At 47.4% G+C, this 21,229-nt stretch carries 14 protein-coding genes; 9 read left to right on the top strand and 5 right to left on the bottom strand.

Features of this window, described 5'->3' with window-relative positions:
- The first annotated feature begins 440 nt into the window (after positions 1-440).
- From B050_RS0118350 to B050_RS0118330, 5 genes are all read left to right on the top strand, one after another.
- Complete coding sequence (locus tag B050_RS0118350) at positions 441-1,583, top strand: AI-2E family transporter (protein ID WP_018475424.1); 1,143 nt, start codon at positions 441-443, stop codon at positions 1,581-1,583.
- Positions 1,584-1,780: 197 nt separating this feature from the next.
- Entirely contained in the window at positions 1,781-1,960 is a 180-nt protein-coding gene (locus B050_RS0118345) for a YqaE/Pmp3 family membrane protein (RefSeq protein WP_018475423.1), read from the top strand.
- 22 nt (positions 1,961-1,982) lie between these two features.
- Positions 1,983-2,786, top strand: a complete 804-nt coding sequence (locus B050_RS0118340) for an ion transporter (protein ID WP_018475422.1) — start codon at positions 1,983-1,985, stop codon at positions 2,784-2,786.
- A 305-nt stretch (positions 2,787-3,091) separates the two neighbouring features.
- Positions 3,092-4,870 (top strand): TrkH family potassium uptake protein, encoded by a 1,779-nt coding sequence (locus B050_RS0118335; RefSeq protein WP_018475421.1) that lies wholly within the window; start codon positions 3,092-3,094, stop codon positions 4,868-4,870.
- Positions 4,871-4,937: 67 nt separating this feature from the next.
- On the top strand, positions 4,938-5,633 hold the full coding sequence (locus tag B050_RS0118330; protein ID WP_018475420.1) for a potassium channel family protein: 696 nt from the start codon (positions 4,938-4,940) through the stop codon (positions 5,631-5,633).
- Positions 5,634-5,774: 141 nt separating this feature from the next.
- Here the strand turns inward: B050_RS0118330 and B050_RS0118325 are convergent, their stop codons facing one another.
- The 3 genes from B050_RS0118325 to B050_RS0118315 all read right to left on the bottom strand — a co-directional run bounded on the left by B050_RS0118325 (position 5,775) and on the right by B050_RS0118315 (position 8,609).
- A complete protein-coding gene (locus B050_RS0118325) occupies positions 5,775-6,359 on the bottom strand; it encodes a LutC/YkgG family protein (protein ID WP_018475419.1) in 585 nt (194 codons plus the stop codon).
- On the bottom strand, positions 6,359-7,729 hold the full coding sequence (locus B050_RS0118320; protein ID WP_018475418.1) for a lactate utilization protein B: 1,371 nt from the start codon (positions 7,727-7,729) through the stop codon (positions 6,359-6,361). Before B050_RS0118320 ends, B050_RS0118325 begins: the two co-directional genes overlap by 1 nt.
- A 157-nt stretch (positions 7,730-7,886) precedes the next feature.
- Positions 7,887-8,609: a (Fe-S)-binding protein gene (locus B050_RS0118315; protein WP_018475417.1), complete on the bottom strand. Its 723-nt coding sequence runs from the start codon at positions 8,607-8,609 to the stop codon at positions 7,887-7,889.
- Between the two features lie 209 nt (positions 8,610-8,818).
- Here B050_RS0118315 and B050_RS0118310 point away from each other — a divergent pair, with 209 nt between their 5' ends.
- The 4 genes from B050_RS0118310 to B050_RS0118295 all read left to right on the top strand — a co-directional run bounded on the left by B050_RS0118310 (position 8,819) and on the right by B050_RS0118295 (position 16,306).
- A complete protein-coding gene (locus B050_RS0118310; RefSeq protein ID WP_018475416.1) occupies positions 8,819-11,266 on the top strand; it encodes a glycoside hydrolase family 31 protein in 2,448 nt (815 codons plus the stop codon).
- A 126-nt stretch (positions 11,267-11,392) separates the two neighbouring features.
- The gene (locus B050_RS0118305; RefSeq protein WP_018475415.1) at positions 11,393-13,501 is read left to right on the top strand and encodes a bifunctional rhamnulose-1-phosphate aldolase/short-chain dehydrogenase; all 2,109 of its coding nucleotides are present in this window, start codon (positions 11,393-11,395) and stop codon (positions 13,499-13,501) included.
- Between the two features lie 2 nt (positions 13,502-13,503).
- The gene (locus B050_RS0118300) at positions 13,504-14,787 is read left to right on the top strand and encodes a TIM barrel protein (protein WP_018475414.1); all 1,284 of its coding nucleotides are present in this window, start codon (positions 13,504-13,506) and stop codon (positions 14,785-14,787) included.
- 175 nt (positions 14,788-14,962) lie between these two features.
- Positions 14,963-16,306: an FGGY-family carbohydrate kinase gene (locus B050_RS0118295; protein WP_044203018.1), complete on the top strand. Its 1,344-nt coding sequence runs from the start codon at positions 14,963-14,965 to the stop codon at positions 16,304-16,306.
- Between the two features lie 222 nt (positions 16,307-16,528).
- Here the strand turns inward: B050_RS0118295 and B050_RS0118290 are convergent, their stop codons facing one another.
- Together B050_RS0118290 and B050_RS0118285 are read right to left on the bottom strand one after the other, a co-directional pair.
- Positions 16,529-17,890, bottom strand: a complete 1,362-nt coding sequence (locus B050_RS0118290; protein WP_018475412.1) for an alkaline phosphatase family protein — start codon at positions 17,888-17,890, stop codon at positions 16,529-16,531.
- A 13-nt stretch (positions 17,891-17,903) separates the two neighbouring features.
- Positions 17,904-21,050, bottom strand: a complete 3,147-nt coding sequence (locus B050_RS0118285) for a TonB-dependent receptor (RefSeq protein ID WP_018475411.1) — start codon at positions 21,048-21,050, stop codon at positions 17,904-17,906.
- Between the last annotated feature and the right edge of the window lie 179 nt (positions 21,051-21,229).

The raw sequence follows: 21,229 nt of genomic DNA, 5'->3' as shown, positions 1-21,229 counted from the left end.
GAGGAATATAAATCAGAGATTGACGCATTCAATACTAATAGCACGGACCCCAGGTCCGTGCTTTTTTTGTTTGGCTATGTTTACCTATTTTCTGGTGTATTTCACCTGCCAGGAGAAGACTGTGTTTTTATTTCTTTTAAGCCTTCGGCTCAAAAATATGGATTCATAAACTGAAGATTGGGCTGATCGAGAAAAGCGTAGCATTAGAGGAGATAAGGGGGACGGGCGCCCCTGCCAGGAAGTAAGTCGGCCCACCCGGGAAAGTTTTGGCTATAGGCTGGAGGAATGAATAGGCAGAATTAGTCCGCCTCCCTGACTTTCACCATCTTCCAGCTATTTTGTGGAAACTGACAATAATTATTTCTTTTAAGGTATAATATTCCTTAATATTGTTTACTTTTTTATATGTATAGGCATATTTTAAGATTTATTTGAATTTTATGAAAAACACTTCCATGGAAAAGAGTTATCCAAGCAGTATAATTCTAGCGGCTAAATTAATAGTCTTATGCTTGACCATTGTCCTCGCCTATACGCTGAGGAGTGTGCTGGTGCCATTGATGTTTGCGGTGGTGATTTCTATTATGCTATATCCGGTTTGCCATTGGCTGGAGCGGATGAAGCTTCCTCGGGCTGCGGCCTCGATCATTTCGGTGATTTTGGCCACCTTGATCCTCTCTGGATTATTGTATTTTATTGTTCATCAGGTGATCGTTATTGGTAGAGATGGGCAGGATATTGCGGATAATTTTGGTAAAATTTACGATAGTATTCAGCAGTTCATCGCTAGGCGATTTGGCGTGGAGCCGGGGACTATTACTTCCCAGATCCGTGAGCAGGCACACCAGTCCTTAAGTGGAATGGGCAAGTACCTGACCTCTGCATTTAGCTCTGCCGGCGGCACGCTGGCCAGCGGGGTGTTGGTGCCTATTTACACCTTCTTCTTCTTATACTACCGGGACTTCTTTAAGGATTTTCTGATTCAGGCCATGCGTGGTGCTGGAGCGACCAAGGTCCTGGAAACTATCAATAGAATCTATAATGTCATCCAAAGCTATCTTTTAGGCTTGGTAACTGTAATGGGGATCGTGGCCGTGCTCAATACCGCAGGGCTGATGGTTCTAGGAATAGAGTACGCTTGGTTCTTTGGGACCTTGGCCGCCATCCTGATCTTATTACCTTATATAGGGGTGGCTGTGGGCTCCATAGTGCCTGCGCTTTTTGCCCTTGCCACCATGGATAGCTATTGGTATGCGCTAGGAGTGATCGGCTGGTTTCAAGTGGTTCAGTTTCTGGAAGGGAATTTTATCACCCCAAATATTGTGGGAGGCAAGGTAAGCCTAAACCCACTGATCGCCATTATCTCCTTATTGCTTGGCGGCATGCTGTTTGGTTTAGGGGGCTTGATCCTGGCCATCCCTATGGTGGCGGTGATGAAGATTATCTTCGATATGACCGATTCCACCAGGCCATTTAGCTTCCTTATCGGCGAGCCCGATAAAGAGCACCTTAAAAAAGATTCCTATGATCACCTCATCGATAAACACGATGTACAGAAGAACGAGGGATTACCCTTGGACTAGGGTGTAATAAGATTTATTCTAGAAATTTTATTGTAAAAAGATTGATCTTGGCACAATTGTGGATTTATACTCTGTGTAATTCATTTTCAAGCTCCGCTTTTGTTGAGCGCTGCAGAAGGAAAAGCACTAGCTGATTTTCGCTTCTGCTGATGGCCCGGCAAATAGGCGTTTGAAGTAAACCACTAAACATTGTTACCATGAGCGATTTATTAAGAATAGTTTTAGCCGTGATTTTGCCTCCTTTGGGAGTGTTTTTTACCGTGGGTATTGGTAAGCATTTTTGGATCAATATCCTTTTAACCCTTCTGGGCTTCATTCCAGGGATTATCCATGCCGTATGGATTATCAGCAAGTCCGGAAATGCCCATGCAGTATAAAAAATATGTGTAGATTTACTATATGATAATTTCCAGAAAACGACTGGCACATATAGTATTCGAATCTGAAGATGCCGCATCAAAGCGATTTGATGTGGCATTACTCATTGCAATTCTCGGTAGTGTCACCATCACCATCTTAGATTCTGTAAGTTCACTTCACAATGCTTATGGATCTGTTTTTTATGTGTTGGAGTGGAGTTTCACCATTCTGTTTACGATCGAATATTTTTTGAGGGTCTGGCTTAGCCGCAGGACCATGGGCTATGTGCTCAGTTTTTATGGTTTAGTGGATTTGCTGGCCATTCTCCCCACTTATATTAGCTTCTTTGTGGTCAACAGTCATTTTCTTGCCGTGGTGAGGGCACTGAGATTTTTGAGGGTGCTCCGGGTCCTGAAGCTCGGCCGATACCTGCGGGAAGCACAGGTGCTTACCGAGGCTCTTTATAATAGCCGTTTGAAGATCCAGGTGTTCTTAGGATCGGTGGTGACCGTGGTGCTGGTCATGGGCACCGTCATGTTTTTCATTGAAGGTCCCGAGAGTGGCTTTACAAGTATTCCTACCGCCATGTATTGGGCCATTGTCACCCTTACCACTGTGGGCTATGGCGATATCTCACCTGCCACACCACTGGGACAGTTTATGGCCTCTCTGATCATGCTTTTGGGATATGCCATCATCGCCGTGCCCACAGGGATCGTCACCTCCGAAATCAACGCCAGCCAAAAACGCCAGCTAGACCAGCAGCGCGGATGCCATACCTGCAATGCCAAAGGCCATGATGAAGATGCCTACCATTGCAAATATTGCGGTACTCGACTCTAAGCCAGTCGGAATACTAGTGGAGCTTGGACCTAATTATGGATTTTATGTTCAGCAACACTTCTACAGGTACTTTTGCTATTCTGCCAATGACTCCGCATCTTCTAAGACCTGCTTTACGATTACTTTAGCTAGTTAGGACTGGCTTCTTTCTGCTTAGACCTCTGGAAGCAATACTTAATTTGTGGCGTGGTTTTCATGATTTTGGCTCGCCAGAGCCAATAGCTTTAGATAGGCATAAACTTTAGTCCAAGTGCTGCTTTTATAAATGATAAGTTCACGTAACTTTACCTTTTTACTTTGACGCCATGATTTTGAACAAAAAGCTGATAAAACGGATCATTGAAAAGGTCATCCTGATAGTAAGCATGGTGGGTTTCGCTTTTTTGATTTATGAAGAGGGTTTTGACAAGCCTCTTTTCAGCCCAGCCGATTCTACCGTTGTTTTAAAAGTCCTGCTAAGCCTGATTCTTGCTGGATATTTAGCCCTATACTTTATGCGGAAATGGGGCAATATCTTCAATAAAAGGAGGATTGCCGAGCTGGTGGCCATCCTGCTGATCTGCATGGTGCTTCTATTTGTATTCTCCAGCTATAAGGTCCCCGGCCTCCAGGCCTTCACCCAGCTGACCACCGATCGGTTTTTGGTGGATCTGCTGATTGCTGCGGTATTTCTGATAGAGCTCTCCAAGATCAGCCTGGGCATCAATTCCCTTCAACTGAATCCTCCCATTATCTTTGTGCTTAGCTTTTTGGTACTGATCCTGCTGGGGACCTTTCTGCTTATGCTCCCCAATGCGACTAATGGCCCCATCCATATGGTGGACGCCCTATTTACCGCTACCAGCGCCGTTTGCGTGACGGGCCTTATCGTCCTGGATACCGCCAATGACTTTACCCTTTTCGGGCAATTGATTATTATGCTGCTCTTTCAGTTGGGAGGCCTCGGCATGATGACTTTCACGAGTTTCTTCGGGTTTTTCTTCAGAGGGAAATTCTCTATTCATAACCAGCTTTTCCTGCGGGACTTTATCAATGAAGATAATTTTGACCAGATCTTCAATACCCTGGTGAAGGTGATCATCTTCACCTTCATGGTGGAGGGGCTAGGAGCTGTGTTTATCTATATGAGTCTTGATCGCAGCATGTTTCAAGGCTGGGGGGAGATGCTATTCTTCAGTGCCTTTCATAGCATTTCGGCTTTCTGTAATGCGGGCTTCAGCATTCTCGGCAACGGCCTATATGAGGAAGGCTTCCGCACCAATTATAATATGCATCTGGTTTTGGCTTTTGGGATCATCCTAGGAGGAATAGGCTTCCCAGTGGTGCTGAGCTACTATAAATACCTAAAGCATTTTGCGAAGGGGATGTTTCAGAAGGTCTTTTATAGAAAGAGCTATCGTCACCTTCCACGTGTGGTCAATGTCGGCACGCGGTTGATTCTGCTCACGACAGGCATCTTGCTGCTGCTGGGTTTCGTCTCTTTTTGGATCCTAGAGTCGGATTATACCCTGGCAGATAAGTCCGGCTATGGCAAGTGGGTGACGGCTTTCTTTGGGGCGGTTACTCCTCGTACGGCAGGTTTCAATACCGTGGATATGGCGGCCTTGTCCGTCCCCACCGTGCTGGTATATCTGTTGCTGATGTGGATCGGTGCCTCTCCAGGCTCGACTGGTGGCGGGCTAAAAACCACTACCTTTGCCGTGGCCATTTTGAGTGCTTTTAGCATTGCCAGAGGCAAAGACAGAGTGGAGTTTTTCCGGAGAGAAATCGCCAGCTCCACCCTGCGCAAGGCCTTCGCAGTCACCTTCCTGTCCATTATGGTCATCGGTACTTCGGTTTTCTTTATCACCTTATTCAATAGAGATTTGCCCCTATTGAGTGTGGTGTTTGAGGCCGTATCCGCCTTTTCCACGGTGGGCTTGAGCCTTGGGATCACTTCTTCCTTGAGCTTCGGCAGCAAGATGGTGCTCATCCTTACCATGTTTGTGGGAAGGGTGGGGATATTGACCTTGCTGATTGGCCTGAGCAGAGAGGTGAAAAACCTCAGCTATAGGTATCCGGAGGAGAATGTATTCATTACCTAAAGGCCTGGGATCCTCTCGGAATAATGATTATTAGTGGCAATATTAAGAACATACTTAGATAAGAAATATGAAATTTATCATCGTAGGAATGGGGAATTTTGGGGCCTATCTGGCCGCAAGGCTTACTGATAAGGGCCACGAAGTCATCGGCGTGGATAGCGATATGGCCAAGATCGAGGCGGTAAAAGAAAAAGTGACACACTCCATAAATCTGGATGCCACCGACCGGCAGGCCGTCAAAAACCTCCCTATCAAAGATACCGATATCGTACTGATCGCAATAGGTGAAGATATGGGCGCCTCCATCATGTCCACCGCAGTATTTAAGGAGCTAGGCGCAAAAAGAATAATCAGCCGTGCCATCACTCATACTCATGAGACGGTGATCAAGGCCATTGGTGTGGATGAAATCATCCATCCCGAAGAGGAAACCGCCGAGCGTCTATCCAAAAAACTAGAGATGAAAGGGGTGATCGATAGCTTTGACATCTCTGATGGATACAATATCGTGGAGGTAAACACTCCGAAGGAGTTTGAAGGAAAGTCGATCAGAGAAACGGATATTCGGAATAAATATCAGGTCAATATCCTCACCATCATCAAAGTGCGCAACCGTCCCAACCTATTCGGGAATATGCAGGAAAGACAAAAGGTCCTGGGTGTGGTAAATGGAGATACCATGATAGAGCCTGGAGATATACTAGTGCTCTTTGGAGATATTAAGGATATCCAAAAAATCCTGGATCTTAATGAGGACGCATAAGTCTCATTAATTCTGAACTTTCCATTCCCGCTCCGTGGGCCCAGCGCTATAGCAGCAAATACAATACTTCCACGGCAGCCGAAAGCTACCCTAAAAATAGGTTACCGGTCCGAGACCAGTAACCTTCTTATCGTTTTATCCTTAGGATTTTCTTAATAGAAACACCGTGAGGCTCCTGGGGCCATGGGCGCCGATCACGAGAGACTGCTCGATATCGGCGGTTTTGGAGGGGCCTGCGATGAACACTCCATAGCCACTTTCTGCAACATTTACCTTTTGGTAGGCCTCATGCATATTGGTGAGCAGGGTTTCCTCCTCGATGATGATGATGAGATGCTGTGCGATGAAGGGCAATACCCTATGTACTACATTCGCTTCAGGCATCCAGATGGCGCCATTTTCGGCTACGCCTAGCTCTCCGCGGACCACTGCCACTTCCACATGCTCGAGGTCATGAGGGTCGGAGATCTTTCTTACATCCACATTTCCACTTACCTCATCCACGAGGGAAGCGACCAGCTGATCGGCGGTATAGTGGCTGTTGACATACTGTTGGACCTCGGCGAGAGACTGCACCTGCTGCAGCTTTCCACCATTGCCATTGAGGCCTTTTTCATAGCGTTCTATCAGCTGAGGTTCCTTGGGGAATACCAGTAATTCTGGCAGGGCCGTAGCCTCCGGTTTATGGTTTTTTATAGCATTGAGTATGCTTTCTTTGCTAGTCATTAGTTGCGATTTTTCTTATACCACTCTTTGAAACTTTCCTTGGGCACCTCAGGGAGGTCTCTGTGCTTACCCCAGACATTGAGGCTGCTATAGACGAGACTGTCTGGGGTGAATTTTAGCGCTGTGCGGGCCATTTTTCCCGCCAGGTCATAGAGCACGGGCTTCCCAAAGGTCGCTCCGGCCACCCTCATAGACAGGCGTTTGCTGGCACCCATATCCACATTTTCAGTGATCACCTGGCGCCATTTATAGAGTTGTTCGTGAATGTTGATTTTGACAGGGCAGACGTCAGAGCAGGAGCCACAGAGCGTGGAAGCAAAGGGCAGCGTACTGAATTTCTTGAGGTCTTTGCCTGGAGATAGGATGGAGCCGATAGGACCAGGGACGGTGCTATTATAGCTGTATCCCCCACTGCGGCGGTATATCGGACAGGTATTCATGCAGGCGCCACAGCGTATGCATTTCAGGGAGTTTTTGAAATCTTCCCTTGCCAGCTGCTCCGTCCGGCCATTATCCACAAGGATAATATAAAGCTTCTTGCCCGGCGCAGCCTTATGAAAATGCGAGGAATAATTGGTGATGCTCTGGCCAGTGGCGCTTCTTGCCAATAGTCTCAGAAATACCCCCAAATCAGCCGCTCGCGGGATGAGCTTTTCTATGCCCATACAGGCGATATGGATATCGGCCAGGTGCGTGCCCATATCGGCATTGCCCTCATTGGTGCAGACCACAAATCCCCCAGTTTCCGCAATGCCGAAATTCACCCCCGTGATCGCCGCATTCGCTTCCACGAACTTCTTGCGGAGATGTTGACGGGCCGCTTCTGTAAGGTATCCCGGGTCACTAGCGCCCTTATCGGTGCCAATATGCTTATGGAAAATCTCCCCGATATCCTGCTTTTTTAGGTGAATCGCAGGCAGCACAATATGACTTGGCGCTTGCTTGGCAAACTGGATGATGCGCTCTCCCAGATCGGTGTCCACCACATCATAGCCCTTATCTTCCAGGTAGTGATTTAGCCCACATTCCTCTGTCAGGATGGACTTACTTTTGACGATATTTTCGACCTTATTTTCCTGAAGGATACGATACACATGCTCATTATGCTCCTTCGCATCTTTGGCCCAGAGCACTTCCACTCCATTGGCGAGTGCATTGGACTCAAACTGCTCCAGCAGCTCTCCCAAGTGGCTCAGGACGTAATCTTTGGTGGCCGAGGCACGGTCTCTTAGCGTTTCCCATTCGGGGATTCCCTGCGCAGAGAGGTCCCTTTTTGAGCGTACATGCCAGAGCGTTTCATCATGCCAGTGGGTTCTGGCATCGTCTTTTATAAATTCAGCTGCCGCTTGGGCATGGGTATGTTCTTTCATATTTAGCTTATCTTATAAATAAGAAGTCCGTCGCCTGCCCGCTTACAGGCTGTTTTATTGATTTCTCATTGCCCTGACGGGCAAAATTAATTCTCCTACCCCCTCAGCATTCACCATGCCCATGAGAGGGTACAGCCGAAGACCACTAGGGAAGAAATTAAACGGGATTGCCATTCAGTATTTCTGCAATATGCATGACCTTGATCGGGCTTTTCTGTCGCTTGATCAGACCTTCCAGGTGCATCAGGCAGGACATATCTGCACCAGTCAGCACCTCTACACCCTGGCGCTGATGATCAGCAAGGCGGTCGTTGCCCATGGTGACAGAGACGGCTTCCTCTGCTATCGCAAAGGTCCCTCCAAAGCCGCAGCACTCGTCCTTGCGGTCTAGCTCGACCATCTGGATGTTTTGTACTTTGTTTAGCAGGGAAAGTGGCTTATTGAATTCTGGATCCATACGTTCGGAGCATTTCGCGATCCTCAATCCACGCAGCCCATGGCAGCTGGAATGAAAGCCGACCTTATAAGGGAAGCTCGCTTCTACATGCTCCACCTTGAGCACATCAGTGAGAAACTCACAAAGCTCATAGATCTTGGGGCTGGGGGCTTCCTTCGGCAGCACATGATCCTTGACATGCAAGGTGCAGCTGCCCGATGGGGCGACGATATAGTCAAAATGCCCAAAATTCTTCAAAAATAGGTCAGAAGAAGCTTTCCCAAAACGCTCATAGCCTGAGTTGGCCATAGGCTGGCCACAACAGGTCTGGCCCAGTGGATATTCCACTTTCACATTATATTTTTCTAACAGCTCCAAGGTGGCTTGCGCCGCTTTTGGATAAAACTGATCGACATAACAAGGTATAAATAGTCCTACTCGCATAGCTTATTTTTTCAATGTTCTAAGATAGAGCATTGGGTTGATTGGTTCATCCTGCACCATACTGCTAGGGCGTCCATATGGATCGGTACAGGTAAGTAAAGTACACCATTTGGTGCATATTCGCTTATATTTCCCTTGAGAATTCCCCTTGGGAGGATAGCAATGATAAAGTTACCGTAAATAATCCTATATAATCAATTAATAGCTTCATGAATACTAAACAATTCTTTGCAGCTTTTTTCATTTTGTTGGCCTATTCCGGCCAGCTTTTTGGCCAAAGTACCGCAAATAACCTGAGCCAATCCAAAAACAGTTATGTGCTAAGCTCCGGCCAAAGGGTCTTAGTTCTTGAGTTCCACTCCCCGGAAGTCTTCAGGGCCCGATATAGCTGGGACGGAAATTTTGAAGATCGATACTCCTATATGCTGGCACAGCAGGAGTTTCCCCTGATCCAAGTGAAACAAAGCCAAAAAGATGGCCAACATACTTTTGATACGGGAAGGATCAAGGTGATTGTCAACGAAAACCAGCAAATATCCGTGTACGATCAGTCGGGAACCTTACTTTCCGGCGAAGGAGGGGACAGCGGGTCGGGCGCTTTCCAATCAGATGCCGCCGTGGGAGCCGTCAAAAGCCTTCATGCTGATGAGCATTTCTTTGGCTTTGGTGAACGAATGGATTTTGTGGATCAGCGCGGGAAGGAACTGAGCCTGAATGTGGGTAGAGGCCTTGGCCGTCCACATATCATCGGCGCCTATAATGTGCTGGAAGCAAACTATGCTCCTGTGCCATTCTTTATGAGCACCAGAGGTTATGGTATTTTCTTCCATAATACCTTTGCCAGTCATTGGGACCTCGGGTCCAGCGCTGCGGAGGAGATCCGCTTTCAGGCCGATGGCGGTGAGCTGGACTACTTTTTTATGTATGGACCTGACTTTTCCAGATTATTGAGCCATTATACCGGGCTCACAGGAAGGTCACCTTTAGTACCACGCTTTGCCCATGGGCTGCATGTGGGGACTTATAGCGGGGGCACCTGGGGACATGAGGAGATGACCTCTACCCACTATGTGGTGGAGCTGGCGAGAAGGTACCGTGAAAAGGGCATTCCCTTTGACGTGCTTCACCTGGATTCTACCTGGCGTATGTTTGGTAAAAACGGAGGCAGTGGAGCGACTTCCTTTGAGTGGAGGGAGACTTTTAAGGATCCCCAGAGCATGTTTGACAGCCTATATGCCATGGATGTAAATATGGTGGGGCTGCATGTCCGCCCGAGATTTGACAATGGAAATGAGCTCGACCTGCTGGATCAGGCCAGAGCCAAAGGCCATGTATATCCCGAGGAGGATAACCCTGGTGAGTTTGTAAATTTCTTCGATGAAGAAGCTGTAGATTGGTGGTGGGAAAATGGCGTGATGCGCATTGCCGAAACCGGAGCGATGTTCTTAAAAACGGATGAAGGAAGTGCTTTTGGCCGACAGGCCAATGAAAGTAATAAAACAGGTCCCACCTCCCTGGAGGCAAAGCGGCTACATAATGTCTTCCCCGTGGCCTATGCCAAGGCGCCTTATGAGAGATTTAAAGAATATAACGGCATGCGTGGCATGAATCATACGCGCGAAGGCTATGCCGGCATCCAGCGATACCCTTTCATCTGGGCAGGAGACTGGCCTAGCGAGTGGCAATATTACGGGCCAGTGATCAAAGCAGGTATTAATATCGGACTCTCAGGCGTGGGCTATTGGTCGCATAATATGGGTGGATTTGAGCATTTGGCAGACCCTGAGCTCTTTGCCCGTTGGGTGCAGTTTGGGATGTTTAGCCCCGTCGCCCATGTCTTCGGTATGGACCATCCTGGATATAAGGAGCCGTGGAATTATGGCGCTGAGGCCGAAATGATCTTCACCAAATATGATAAGCTTCGCTATCAGTTAATTCCCTATATTTATACCACTGCCTTCCAGCAATATAGCACCGGCAAGCCGATCATGCGGGCCCTTGTTTTGGAGCATCAGGAAGACTATAATACCTATGGGGTGGAGGACCAATATTATTTCGGCGATCAGATGATCGTTGCCCCGGTTCTGGAAAAAGAAGCCCAAACACGAACCGTCTATCTGCCTGAAGGCACCTGGTACGATTACTGGGATGGTACGGCCTACCAAGGGAAGGATTACTATAACATCGTGAGTCCACTCGAAAAACTTCCCCTCTTCGTCAAAGCTGGAGCCATCATCCCCATGCAGGATGAGGTGGCTTATGATAATAAGCAAGCTTATGGCACTATTACCTTTGATATATTCCCGGGAGAGAATTCCAGCTACGAATTATTTGAAGATGACGGGCTGTCCGAAAAGTATATGGAGGGCGGCTATAGCCTCACCAAGGTGGAGCTGGAAGAGCATCCTGAAGCTTTACATATAAGCATAGGGGCGAGCCAGGGAGACTATGACCCCGGAAAGCGCGCCTATATCATCAAGGTACATCTTCAGGATCAGCTCAGTGCGGTGCGGGTGAATGATCACAGCCTGGCAGCGATCGGGCTGCAGGAAGTTTTGGCAGGTAAAACGGGTTATTTCCATGATCCGGAGCAGCAAATCGTCTATGTTTCCCAGACCAAAGCACCTGAGTCAAGCCTGTCTTTTATCCTAGAATAATATGACTGACGATCAATAACTTATATGAGTGGTTCTTATCAGTACAGAACAGGATAGTATTGTCAACAAAAAAAAATAAATTCGCCTTAGATTATAACTAAATTGAAATAAATAAATCAAAAAATAATGAGCACAGCACAACGTACTTTTAAGCATGTAAACTACCTCTGGGATGAGCAGAAAGCCCAGGAACTGGAAGGAGACGAGGTAGCCCTTCTTATTTACCGATCCAATATCTTGGGCTCGGACCTTAGAATTACCAATTATGGTGGGGGAAATACAAGTTGTAAAACTACGGAGATCGACCCGCTGACGAAGAAGGAAACGGAAGTGATGTGGGTGAAAGGCTCTGGTGGAGACATCGGTACCCTAACCAAAAGTGGTCTGGCTGGACTTTATCTTGAGAAATTACATGCTCTGAAGAATGTGTACCGCGGATTGGAATTTGAGGATGAGATGGTGGGATTGTTTAATCATTGCATCTATGACCTTGATTCCAAAGCGCCTTCTATCGATACGCCCTTGCATGCTTTCCTTCCCTTCAGTCATATCGATCACCTTCATCCGGATGCGGCCATTGCGATAGCAGCGGCAAAGGATGGGGAGAAGATCACCGAGGAGCTCTTTGAGGGACAGATAGCTTGGGTTCCATGGCAAAAGCCAGGCTTCGACCTTGCTTTGCAATTGGAGAAAGCCCTTGCCGATAATCCGGGGATCCGTGGCATCATGCTTGGCGGACACGGTTTATTTACCTGGGGAGATACGGCTTATGAATGTTATATCAATAGCCTTGAGGTTATCGACAAAGCTTCTCAGTTCTTAGAGGACAATTATGGCAAGAAGCGTCCGGTGTTTGGCGGTCAGCGTATGGAGTCTCTGGCTCCTGAAGCGAGATTGGACCAGGCTGCGATCATCGCCCCTGTACTCCGAGGCTTGGCTTCTGGGTCTAATAGAATGGTCGGTCACTTCACCGATGATGAGCGCGTATTGCAGTTTGCCAATAGCCATGATATGGAGAAGTTGGCGCCTCTAGGTACCAGCTGCCCTGATCACTTCCTGAGAACGAAGATCCGTCCTTTGGTATTGGACTTCCCGGCGGACATCGACTTGAGCGATGCCGAGGAGATCAAGACGAAGTTGGAAAAGGATTTTGAGGATTATAGAGCTTACTATACGAAATATTACGAAGATCATAAGCGTGACAATAGTCCTGCAATTCGTGATGCCAACCCGGTGATCATCATTTGGCCAGGGGTAGGGATGTTTAGCTATGCTAAAAACAAGCAAACGGCCCGAGTGGCAAGTGAATTTTATATCAATGCCATCAATGTGATGCGAGGAGCGGAGGCGGTTTCCGAATACGTTGCGCTGCCATTGCAGGAGGCTTTTGACATTGAGTATTGGTTGCTGGAAGAAGCAAAACTTCAGCGTATGCCAAAAGAGCAGCCACTATCCCGAAAGGTCGCACTGGTGACTGGTGGAGCAGGCGGCATCGGCAAGGCCATCGCAGACAAGCTGGCCAAAGAAGGTGCCTGTGTCTTTATTACAGACATCAACCAGGAGCGTCTCGATGAGGCGGTAGGTTCTTACTCTAAGGACGTAGGTGGTGGAGTGATGATGGATGTGACCAAGGGTGATGAGATTCTGAAAGCCTATAAAGCCGCTGGACTGAAGTTTGGCGGGGTGGATATCATCGTAAACTGCGCAGGTTTGGCGATTTCTAAGCCGATCGAGCAGACCTCTGAGCAGGATTGGGATTTGCTGCAAGACATTCTTGTCAAAGGTCAATTTGCAGTTTCTAAAGCAGGTGTGGAAGTGCTAAGAGCACAGAAACTTGGTGGAGATATCATCAATATCGCCAGTAAAAATGCTTTGGTATCTGGTCCTAATAATGTGGGCTACGGTACGGCCAAGGCTGCACAGGTTCATATGAGCCGCCTATTAGCCGCTGAGCTGGGCAAGGATAAGATCCGGGTGAATGTGGTCAACCCTGATGCGGTCATCGAAGGAAGTAAAATCTGGGAGGGCGAGTGGGCCAAAGGCCGCGCCAAAGCCTATGGTATTGCGGTGGAAGAACTTCCTGCCTTCTATGCCAAACGTACCATTTTGAATGAAATTATCGGTGTGGATGATATTGCTAATGGGGTTTTTGCCTTCGTAGGCGGAGACCTGAGCAAGAGTACGGGTAATATTCTGAATGTGGACGGTGGTGTTGCTGCCGCTTTTGTGCGATAATTATGCGAATAGAAAAACAACAGTTAGCATCCATAAACGAGCAGGCTCTTCCGGAACACCGGGAGAGTTTTGCTCATCTTGAAAAAGTCCTGAACAATAAAGGGCTCCAGGCGGATCAGATCGTCACTAAACTTAAGGACTTCCAAGTGGCCGTACCTAGCTGGGCTTTGGGCACAGGCGGTACCCGGTTTGGGAGATTTTCTGGCGGTGGAGAGCCTGCGACTTTGGAAGACAAAATCGCCGATGTGGGCCTTCTCCATCAGCTAAGTCAGTCTGCCGGTGCCATCTCCCTGCATATCCCCTGGGACATCCCCGGAGATGTGGAGGCGATCAAGCAGCTGGCAGATTCTTATAACTTGGTGTTCGATGCTGTCAATTCGAATACCTTCCAGGATCAAGCAGACCAAGAGCTTTCTTATAAATTCGGTTCTCTATGTCATGTGGACCAGGCGGTGCGCAAGCAAGCCGTGGATCATAATATAGAGGTGATCAAATACGGTGAAGCTCTAGGCTCAAAATCCCTCACCGTATGGCTGGCGGACGGTTCTTCCTTTCCAGGTCAATTGAATTTTAAGAAGGCCTTTCAACGGACCTTGGACTCCTTGCAGCAGATCTATGCCAGCTTGCCTTCCGACTGGAAGCTTTTCGTGGAGTATAAGCCTTACGAACCCAATTTCTATTCGACTGTGATCCAGGATTGGGGTACTTCCCATATGCTGGCGGATAAGCTAGGAGATCGGGCGTATAGCCTGGTAGATCTTGGCCACCATCTTCCCAATACCAATATTGAGCAGATCGTTGCCACCCTAATGATGGTGGGTAAGCTGGGCGGCTTCCACTTCAACGACTCCAAATATGGCGATGATGATCTGACAGTTGGGGCACTGAAGCCTTATCAGCTTTTCTTGATCTTCAACGAACTGGTGGATGGCATGGAAGATCCTAGCTCCTCCAACCCTTATCCAGCATGGATGATAGATGCAAGTCATAATCTCAAGGATCCTATGGAGGACCTTTTGCAGTCGCTGGAAGCGATCAGAATCGCTTATGCACAAGCTTTATTGGTGGATAGGCAAGCGCTGGAAGAGGCTCGGGAGAATAATGATCCCACCCTGGCCCAGGAGATTCTGCAAAATGCCTATAGGACCGACGTGAGACCTTTACTGGCAGAAGCCAGAATACAAGCTGACGGTGCATTGGATCCGATCGGGGCGTATAGAAAGCTGAATGTGCGCAAAGAACTTATTGCAGCGCGCGGTGCGAAAAGCATTTCCACCGGCTTATAAATTTAAATCATCCTTTACCCGCCTTCAGCGGGCAAAGAAAGAATATTCCGGCAGTCCATTCCTTACTTTTGAAAAGGGTTTAATAGGTTTGAGAAATTTTCTTCGTAAAAAGAATGGGAAGGATTGCCGGTTTTTTTATTCCCCGGAGGGGGGAATTCATAAATATAAAACCAATATGCCCGTACCAGTAATAGCCATATTTGACATAGGAAAGACCAATAAAAAGTTCTTCTTGTTTGATGAAAATAGTGTGGAAATCAAGCAGGAGTATTTTAAGATCCCTCTGACCGAGGATGAAGACGGTTTTGAATGTGATGACTTGGAAGTGCTGACAAGCTGGGTTTTATCGACGGTGGAGGCCATTTGCCAGTCCCCGGAATATCATCTCAAAGGGGTGAATTTTTCTACTTACGGCGCATCTTTTGTCCATATTGGACAGGATGGAAAGCCACTGACTCCCTTATATAATTACCTGAAAGAGGTGCCAGAAGAGATCTTTGAGGAGTTTTACAGGAGCTATCCCGAGGAGCAAAATAGCCTCGAGACAGCCTCGCCTTCACTGGGCATGCTCAATTCGGGCCTTCAACTCTATTGGCTAAAAAAGACGCAGCCGGAGCTATTCGACCGGGTGGTTTATTCCCTTCATTTCCCTCAATACCTAAGCTATATATTTACTGGTATAGCCGTTAGCGAGCCCACCTCCATAGGCTGTCATACGCGGTTATGGGATTTCGAAAAGGGTAAATACCATCGTTGGGTGGAGGATGAGGGTATCAGCAGGGTATTGCCAGAGCTGGTTCCCACCGGGCAGATGTATCCGGTGGAATTGTGCGGTCATGCGGTGGATATAGGCGTGGGCATTCATGATAGCTCCTCTGCCTTAGCCTCCTACCTGGTGCGCGAAAGAGATCCGTTTTTATTGATCTCTACCGGGACCTGGAGCATCTCTCTTAATCCCTTCACTCAGGATGCACTGACCAAAGAGGAGCTGAATAGCGATTGTCTGAATTTCCTCAGCATCAGTGGAAAGCCTGTAAAAGCCTCCAGGTTTTTTATGGGTTATGAATTCAATTATCAAATTGACCAGCTCAACGGGATTTTTGGTAAGCCTGAGAAGTATTATAAGTCCATTCTGCCAGATGCAAAAATTTTGGAGGAGATAAAATCGGGTAAGCAGTCCTGCACCTTCCATCCCAGGCATATTGCTGATACCCCCCTAGTTCAAGGCTTATTCTCCGGGAATAATTGGAATCCAGAAGCTTTTGGAAGCTATGAAGAGGCTTATCATCACCTGCTGTGGGGGCTTAGCTTGCTGCAAGTGGAGTCATTGAAAATGGCTCAGGGAAGCGCCGAAATATCAAAAGTGTTCGTCGATGGAGGTTTTGTCCATAATACGGTGTTTATGGACCTGTTGCGGTTTTATCTGCCGGATCACGAACTGATATTTTCTGACTTACCACTGGGCTCAGCCTATGGTGCAGCTTTGGTGCTGGAGGCAAGTGAAAAGAAGGTGGTCTGATAGAGGGATATTCTTCTTTCCGTTATTCTCCACTTTTGGCCCTATTGGGTTTTAAATGTGCTACTCAGCAAAGCCGTAAAAAAGCATTGTTTTTAAACGAGCTCTTAGTGTCTGCTTTTGGTAGAAGTGCAGGCGTTTTTTCTCTATTGACAATAAAAAAAAGTCAGCCACAATATTTCTATTGCAGCTGACTTTGGTAATGGGAAGGAATTATTCTTTCACCTATTCTCTGATAAGTACACCTGGGTAAAAAGTGCTATCATCCAGATCCATATTTAATTCTAGAAGATGATTTACCAGTGCAGCCACATCGGTGAGGTGCATTTCAGGGATGTTTACCCCCGCCTTGATGCTGGCACCATAAGCGACGAAGCCTGTTTCTATTTCGTCAAAATCCGGGTAAAAACCATGTGTTCCACCGCTGGCAGGCCCGAGGGCGGCGCCATTGGAGCTGGAGGAGCAGGATATTCCTTTGATAGGAGCCAGGGCAAGAGCAGCAGTAGGATCAGCACCTATTTCGTCTAGCTCTGCGCGGTCCACTACTCGGAAGAGGTTCTTATACTTGGCAGGGAGGTTTTCCAATAAATTATTCACCTGATCCAAAGTATTCTGATCCTTAGGATCTTTGAGATGCAGGAATGCGGAGGCCCCAGAGGTGTGGAAAGTGGCTTTCCAATCGCCACGATCCTTGGCATCTTCCATTAGTCCCGCTTCCACGAGCCATACATTAGGCTTCAGGGCGCTGTGGATATCCACAAATCCATGGTCACCAGTGATGATAAAGGTCGTTTGATCAGCGATTCCAGCTCTTTCGGCAGCTTCCTGGATTTTCCCTATAGCACGATCCACTGCGGCTATGGATTTCCTCACCATGGGTCCATCGCGGCCTTCCTCATGTTGGAAGTGATCGGTGGCGATAAGGTGAAGCGTGATGAGATTGGGCTTATACTTTTCTAAGGTATAGGCGGCCATCTCTCCCGAGCGATCTTCCCTATTGAGGTAGTCACCGTTGAAGGTGGTATTATTCATCTTACCAAGGACCTCAGTTTCCATTTCCTGAAGGAAGCCCTTTGGTGTTTCTTTAGAGCGCATGGATTCTATGCGGCCATAGCCTCCATCCAAGGTCCAGAATTCAGGGATATTATAGTCGATCGGTGCATCCACAGATACCGGCCAGATAAAACTCGCCGACTTCATTCCGGCCTCGCGGACGGCGGACCATAAGGTAGGCGCTTGGATCTTCTCGTATTCCCAATACCATCTTCCAGTCTGTCCCTCCGGCTCAAAAGGCGCATTATAATAAACGCCATGCTCTGCGGGGGTGGTGCCAGTGATGATGGTGGTGTGAGAAGGGTAGGTGACGGAGGGGAATACCCCCGTCACACCTTCTGACTGTGCACCAGCGGCTGCCATCTGGTGCAGGTTTGGCGCTGGCCACTTACTTTCTCTATAGAAATCAGGTCGGAATCCATCGATGGATATTAGGACCACATGCTTAGTCTTGCTTTCCTGCGCTTGGGCAGTGAGGCTCCCCCATAGGAGTAGCCCGCAGATTGCGATAATTTTACTGTTGATTATATTCATGAGTTAGATTCGATTAGAAGAATACCTTAGCAGAAATCTGCAGCTGGTAAGGAGTACCACCCGGATAAGCAACCCCTACGTTTGAATTGATATTGTAGGTGTACTGGGAGCTGGCAGGATCAAAACCAGTGATAGTGGTTAAGTTCTGATTGGAGAGGTTCTTAGAAGTACCCCAGTTTTTGCTCAGCAGGTTGGCCACATTGAAGATGTCACCACCTAGCTCTATGCCCTGTCTCTTGTTTGGGTTAAGGTAGAATTTCTTAGAAAGCCTAAGGTCCCAAGTTCCATAATAACCATTGATTCCGCCGTTTCGGGTAGCAACCTTCCCTAGGTTTTGCTGGATATAATCCTTTGCAAGGTTATCAGGATTCGCTAATACATCATTCATATCAGCAATGATATTCTCTGGAAGTGCAGCATTATTTGGGTCAAATACATAGGCCAGGTCATTGGAGCTTACGAAGTCTCCATTCACGTTTCCATTTACCCTGAGTGAGTAGCGGGTGCCGCCGATGCCAGAGTAGCGTACGCCTAGCTTGAAGCCCTTGAAGGAAGGCAGGGTACCATAAAATACCACCTTGTTTCTGAATTGAGAATTGGAGTAATTCATCATGCTGAGGTCTCTCGGATCATCGACCACCATCTGGAAGAGGGTTGCACTATTGGCCACGTTGCCGTTATAGGAAGTATTGTCCTTGGTGTCATTCCAAGTGTAGCTGAAGCTGATTTGGCCATCTTTATAGTACTGGTACGTACCATCGATTACCACGGTGAAGGTATTGTTTTTGCCTTCGCTTACCAGCTCCAACACTCTGCCTAGCTCGTCTGTTTTACGACCCTGAGTCCAGTCTGCCGCGCCATTGCTTGGGTTGATTGATTCAGTAGGTACATATACGCCACGGTCGGCCTCATTGGCGAGACGGAAATAAGGATCGTCCACCATATTGCGGTCGATGTACATATAGTTATTTCTTGCCAGAGACATGATGAAATTTGCTCCCATTCTGAATCGGTCATTGAAGATTCTATTATACATGATATTGGCCTTATAAACAGTAGGGATTTTCAGGTCCTCACTATTCATATTGATGGTGGTCATGGTGTTGATGCCCGGCTGATTTAGCAGGTCCACACCCGGAGCGGTGGATGGATCTTCTCTATAGGACTCAAAATCCGGAACCGGCACATTTTCTCCAGTTACGTCGATCGCAAAGATCTTTGTCCCGTCAAATTGTAGGTTGTTGATATCCGAATAATTGTTCAAGGCTGAGCCAAATATACCGCCACCTACTCGGATGATATCACGTTCCTGCTCATTGATATCCCAGGTAAACTGGAATCTTGGCTGTACCTGGAATCCACCCGCTGAATGGTCTGTGCGTAGGCCCAGTTCGTCAAATACCGTCTGGTTAAAGGTCGGCTTATTCAGGTATTTGGTATAGTCTGCTCTTAAGCCTAAGATTAAATTCATGCCATTACCTAGATAGGTTTCTCCTTGGCCATATATCCCTGTAGCGAAGATATTCTGTGATACGGTAGGGTCTGTGATGGCCACCTCTCTTGCATAGCGATAAGGTGTCAAATTGTCAAAATTGTCTAGTCCAGTGAAGTAGAATCTACCATTAAATTCACTGGTAGCCAGAGAAGTCAGATTGTTTACCATCATGTCCATCCCGAAGGTATAGTTCACATTGCCTGAATTATAGTACAGGTTATTCACCAGTTGGTACACATTGGACTTAAATCTCTCTGGAAGGTAACGCTGGCCACCTAGCTGGATGGTGGTGTTTACATCGCGATCGTTCACCACGGACTCCACACGCTCCACGATGGCTCTAGGGATATTTGACTTAGGAAGCTGGTCGTTTGGACTGCCTTCGTCAAGCGTATAGAGGTACTGTAGCTTCAGCTCATTGGTGAGTTTATTGCTGATTTTAGTTCTCAAAGAGGCCATTAAGCTATTGGCTTCGGAAAGGTGGTTACCGTAAGTTTCGAAGAGCTCGATAGGGCTATTATCGCCTACACCTTGCTCATTGAAATCTCTAGAATAATTGTTTCTTACCGTCAATAGATTGGAATCATTGATCTGGTAGTCTAGTCTTACAAATGCCGTATGAGAATAACGTAGCTTGTCAAAACTTCCTGTCTGAGGGCTGTCCGCCACTCCATATTCGCCTCTGGCGATGCTGAGGTAGCGATCGAGAGATTCCTGCGAAAGATTATAGCGGGCTTCATCCTCTGTAGTTCTGATATCTGCTATATATAGAGGCCTAGCGTCGCGCTGACCGTCATAGGCCACGAAATAATGCAGCTTATCCTTGATGATTGGGCCACCTAGGGTAAGGCCATATTGCTGGATAGCAAATTCATCTTCTCTCTTATTTCCACGAGTATCATAAGGACTGGACAGCCAGTCCGCACGGTTATAGAAAAAGGCAGATCCTTCCAGCTGGTTGGTGCCCGATTTGGTTACTGCACTGATATTACCACCGCCACTTCGGCCATTGGTGACATCATAATCATTGGTGACCACCTCAAACTCCCGGATGGCTTCCATGGAGATCGAAAATGGACCTCTATTGGTCGCTCCGCTGGACACCGGGCTCTTATTGGTCATTCCATCAATGGTGTAATTGGTGGAGGAATACAACTGCCCCAGTAGATTACCCCCATTACTTACTGGAGATAAGTCGGTCAGGGAGGTAAAATTCCGGCCGTTTACTGGCAGGGAGGACATAGCATCGGCGTCCACCGCTGTGCTGGAACCAAAGCGGTCAATATTGTTCTTTAGGGAATTGGCAGAGACACTTACCTCCTCCAATGTGGTAGCTTCCTGACTAAGGCTGATGTCCACCCGAAGGTGATCCCCTTGGTTAATGGCATAGCCGGTGATCTTCTTCGTGCCATAACCTAAAAATGTGCTGGTGATGGAGTAGTCAGTTCCCAATGGGATCTGGGTAAACTTGAAATTCCCGGAGATTCCAGAAATTGTGGAGGCGGTAAAGCCCGTTTGGCCGTTTTTGACCGTAATGGCAGCTCCTGTGAGCAGTTCTCCACGCTCATCACGGACTGTTCCGCTGATGGTACCCAAGGTGGATTGGGCCTGAGCGCCAATGATGCTGAATAGCATCAGGACTACATAAATCGTAATCTTTTTCATTTTAATTAAAATAAATTGGTAAAAGATTGAATGGTTTGTGGCCAACGAAAGGACTTCTAGGCAATTCATAAGGCTGTCGACTCTAGATGGTCTTGCGCCTTCAGCGCAAAAAGGTGATTTGCCGAACCCTTTATATATTTTGCCTTTTATCCGTTTTGTGGACCATTTTTCATGATTTT

The organism is Echinicola pacifica DSM 19836, assembly GCF_000373245.1.
In the GTDB taxonomy this organism is placed as follows: domain Bacteria; phylum Bacteroidota; class Bacteroidia; order Cytophagales; family Cyclobacteriaceae; genus Echinicola; species Echinicola pacifica.
The sequence above is the reverse complement of the archived record's forward strand: the minus strand, read 5'-3'. Positions and strand labels throughout refer to the sequence as shown.

Excerpts from the sequence above, each read along its gene's own strand:
- B050_RS0118350 (WP_018475424.1), top strand. The coding sequence starts at position 441 with ATGAAAAACACTTCCATGGAAAAGAGTTATCCAAGCAGTATAATTCTA.
- B050_RS0118345 (WP_018475423.1), top strand. The coding sequence starts at position 1,781 with ATGAGCGATTTATTAAGAATAGTTTTAGCCGTGATTTTGCCTCCTTTG.
- B050_RS0118340 (WP_018475422.1), top strand. The coding sequence starts at position 1,983 with ATGATAATTTCCAGAAAACGACTGGCACATATAGTATTCGAATCTGAA.
- B050_RS0118335 (WP_018475421.1), top strand. The coding sequence starts at position 3,092 with ATGATTTTGAACAAAAAGCTGATAAAACGGATCATTGAAAAGGTCATC.
- B050_RS0118330 (WP_018475420.1), top strand. The coding sequence starts at position 4,938 with ATGAAATTTATCATCGTAGGAATGGGGAATTTTGGGGCCTATCTGGCC.
- B050_RS0118325 (WP_018475419.1), bottom strand. The coding sequence starts at position 6,359 with ATGACTAGCAAAGAAAGCATACTCAATGCTATAAAAAACCATAAACCG.
- B050_RS0118320 (WP_018475418.1), bottom strand. The coding sequence starts at position 7,729 with ATGAAAGAACATACCCATGCCCAAGCGGCAGCTGAATTTATAAAAGAC.
- B050_RS0118315 (WP_018475417.1), bottom strand. The coding sequence starts at position 8,609 with ATGCGAGTAGGACTATTTATACCTTGTTATGTCGATCAGTTTTATCCA.
- B050_RS0118310 (WP_018475416.1), top strand. The coding sequence starts at position 8,819 with ATGAATACTAAACAATTCTTTGCAGCTTTTTTCATTTTGTTGGCCTAT.
- B050_RS0118305 (WP_018475415.1), top strand. The coding sequence starts at position 11,393 with ATGAGCACAGCACAACGTACTTTTAAGCATGTAAACTACCTCTGGGAT.
- B050_RS0118300 (WP_018475414.1), top strand. The coding sequence starts at position 13,504 with ATGCGAATAGAAAAACAACAGTTAGCATCCATAAACGAGCAGGCTCTT.
- B050_RS0118295 (WP_044203018.1), top strand. The coding sequence starts at position 14,963 with ATGCCCGTACCAGTAATAGCCATATTTGACATAGGAAAGACCAATAAA.
- B050_RS0118290 (WP_018475412.1), bottom strand. The coding sequence starts at position 17,890 with ATGAATATAATCAACAGTAAAATTATCGCAATCTGCGGGCTACTCCTA.
- B050_RS0118285 (WP_018475411.1), bottom strand. The coding sequence starts at position 21,050 with ATGAAAAAGATTACGATTTATGTAGTCCTGATGCTATTCAGCATCATT.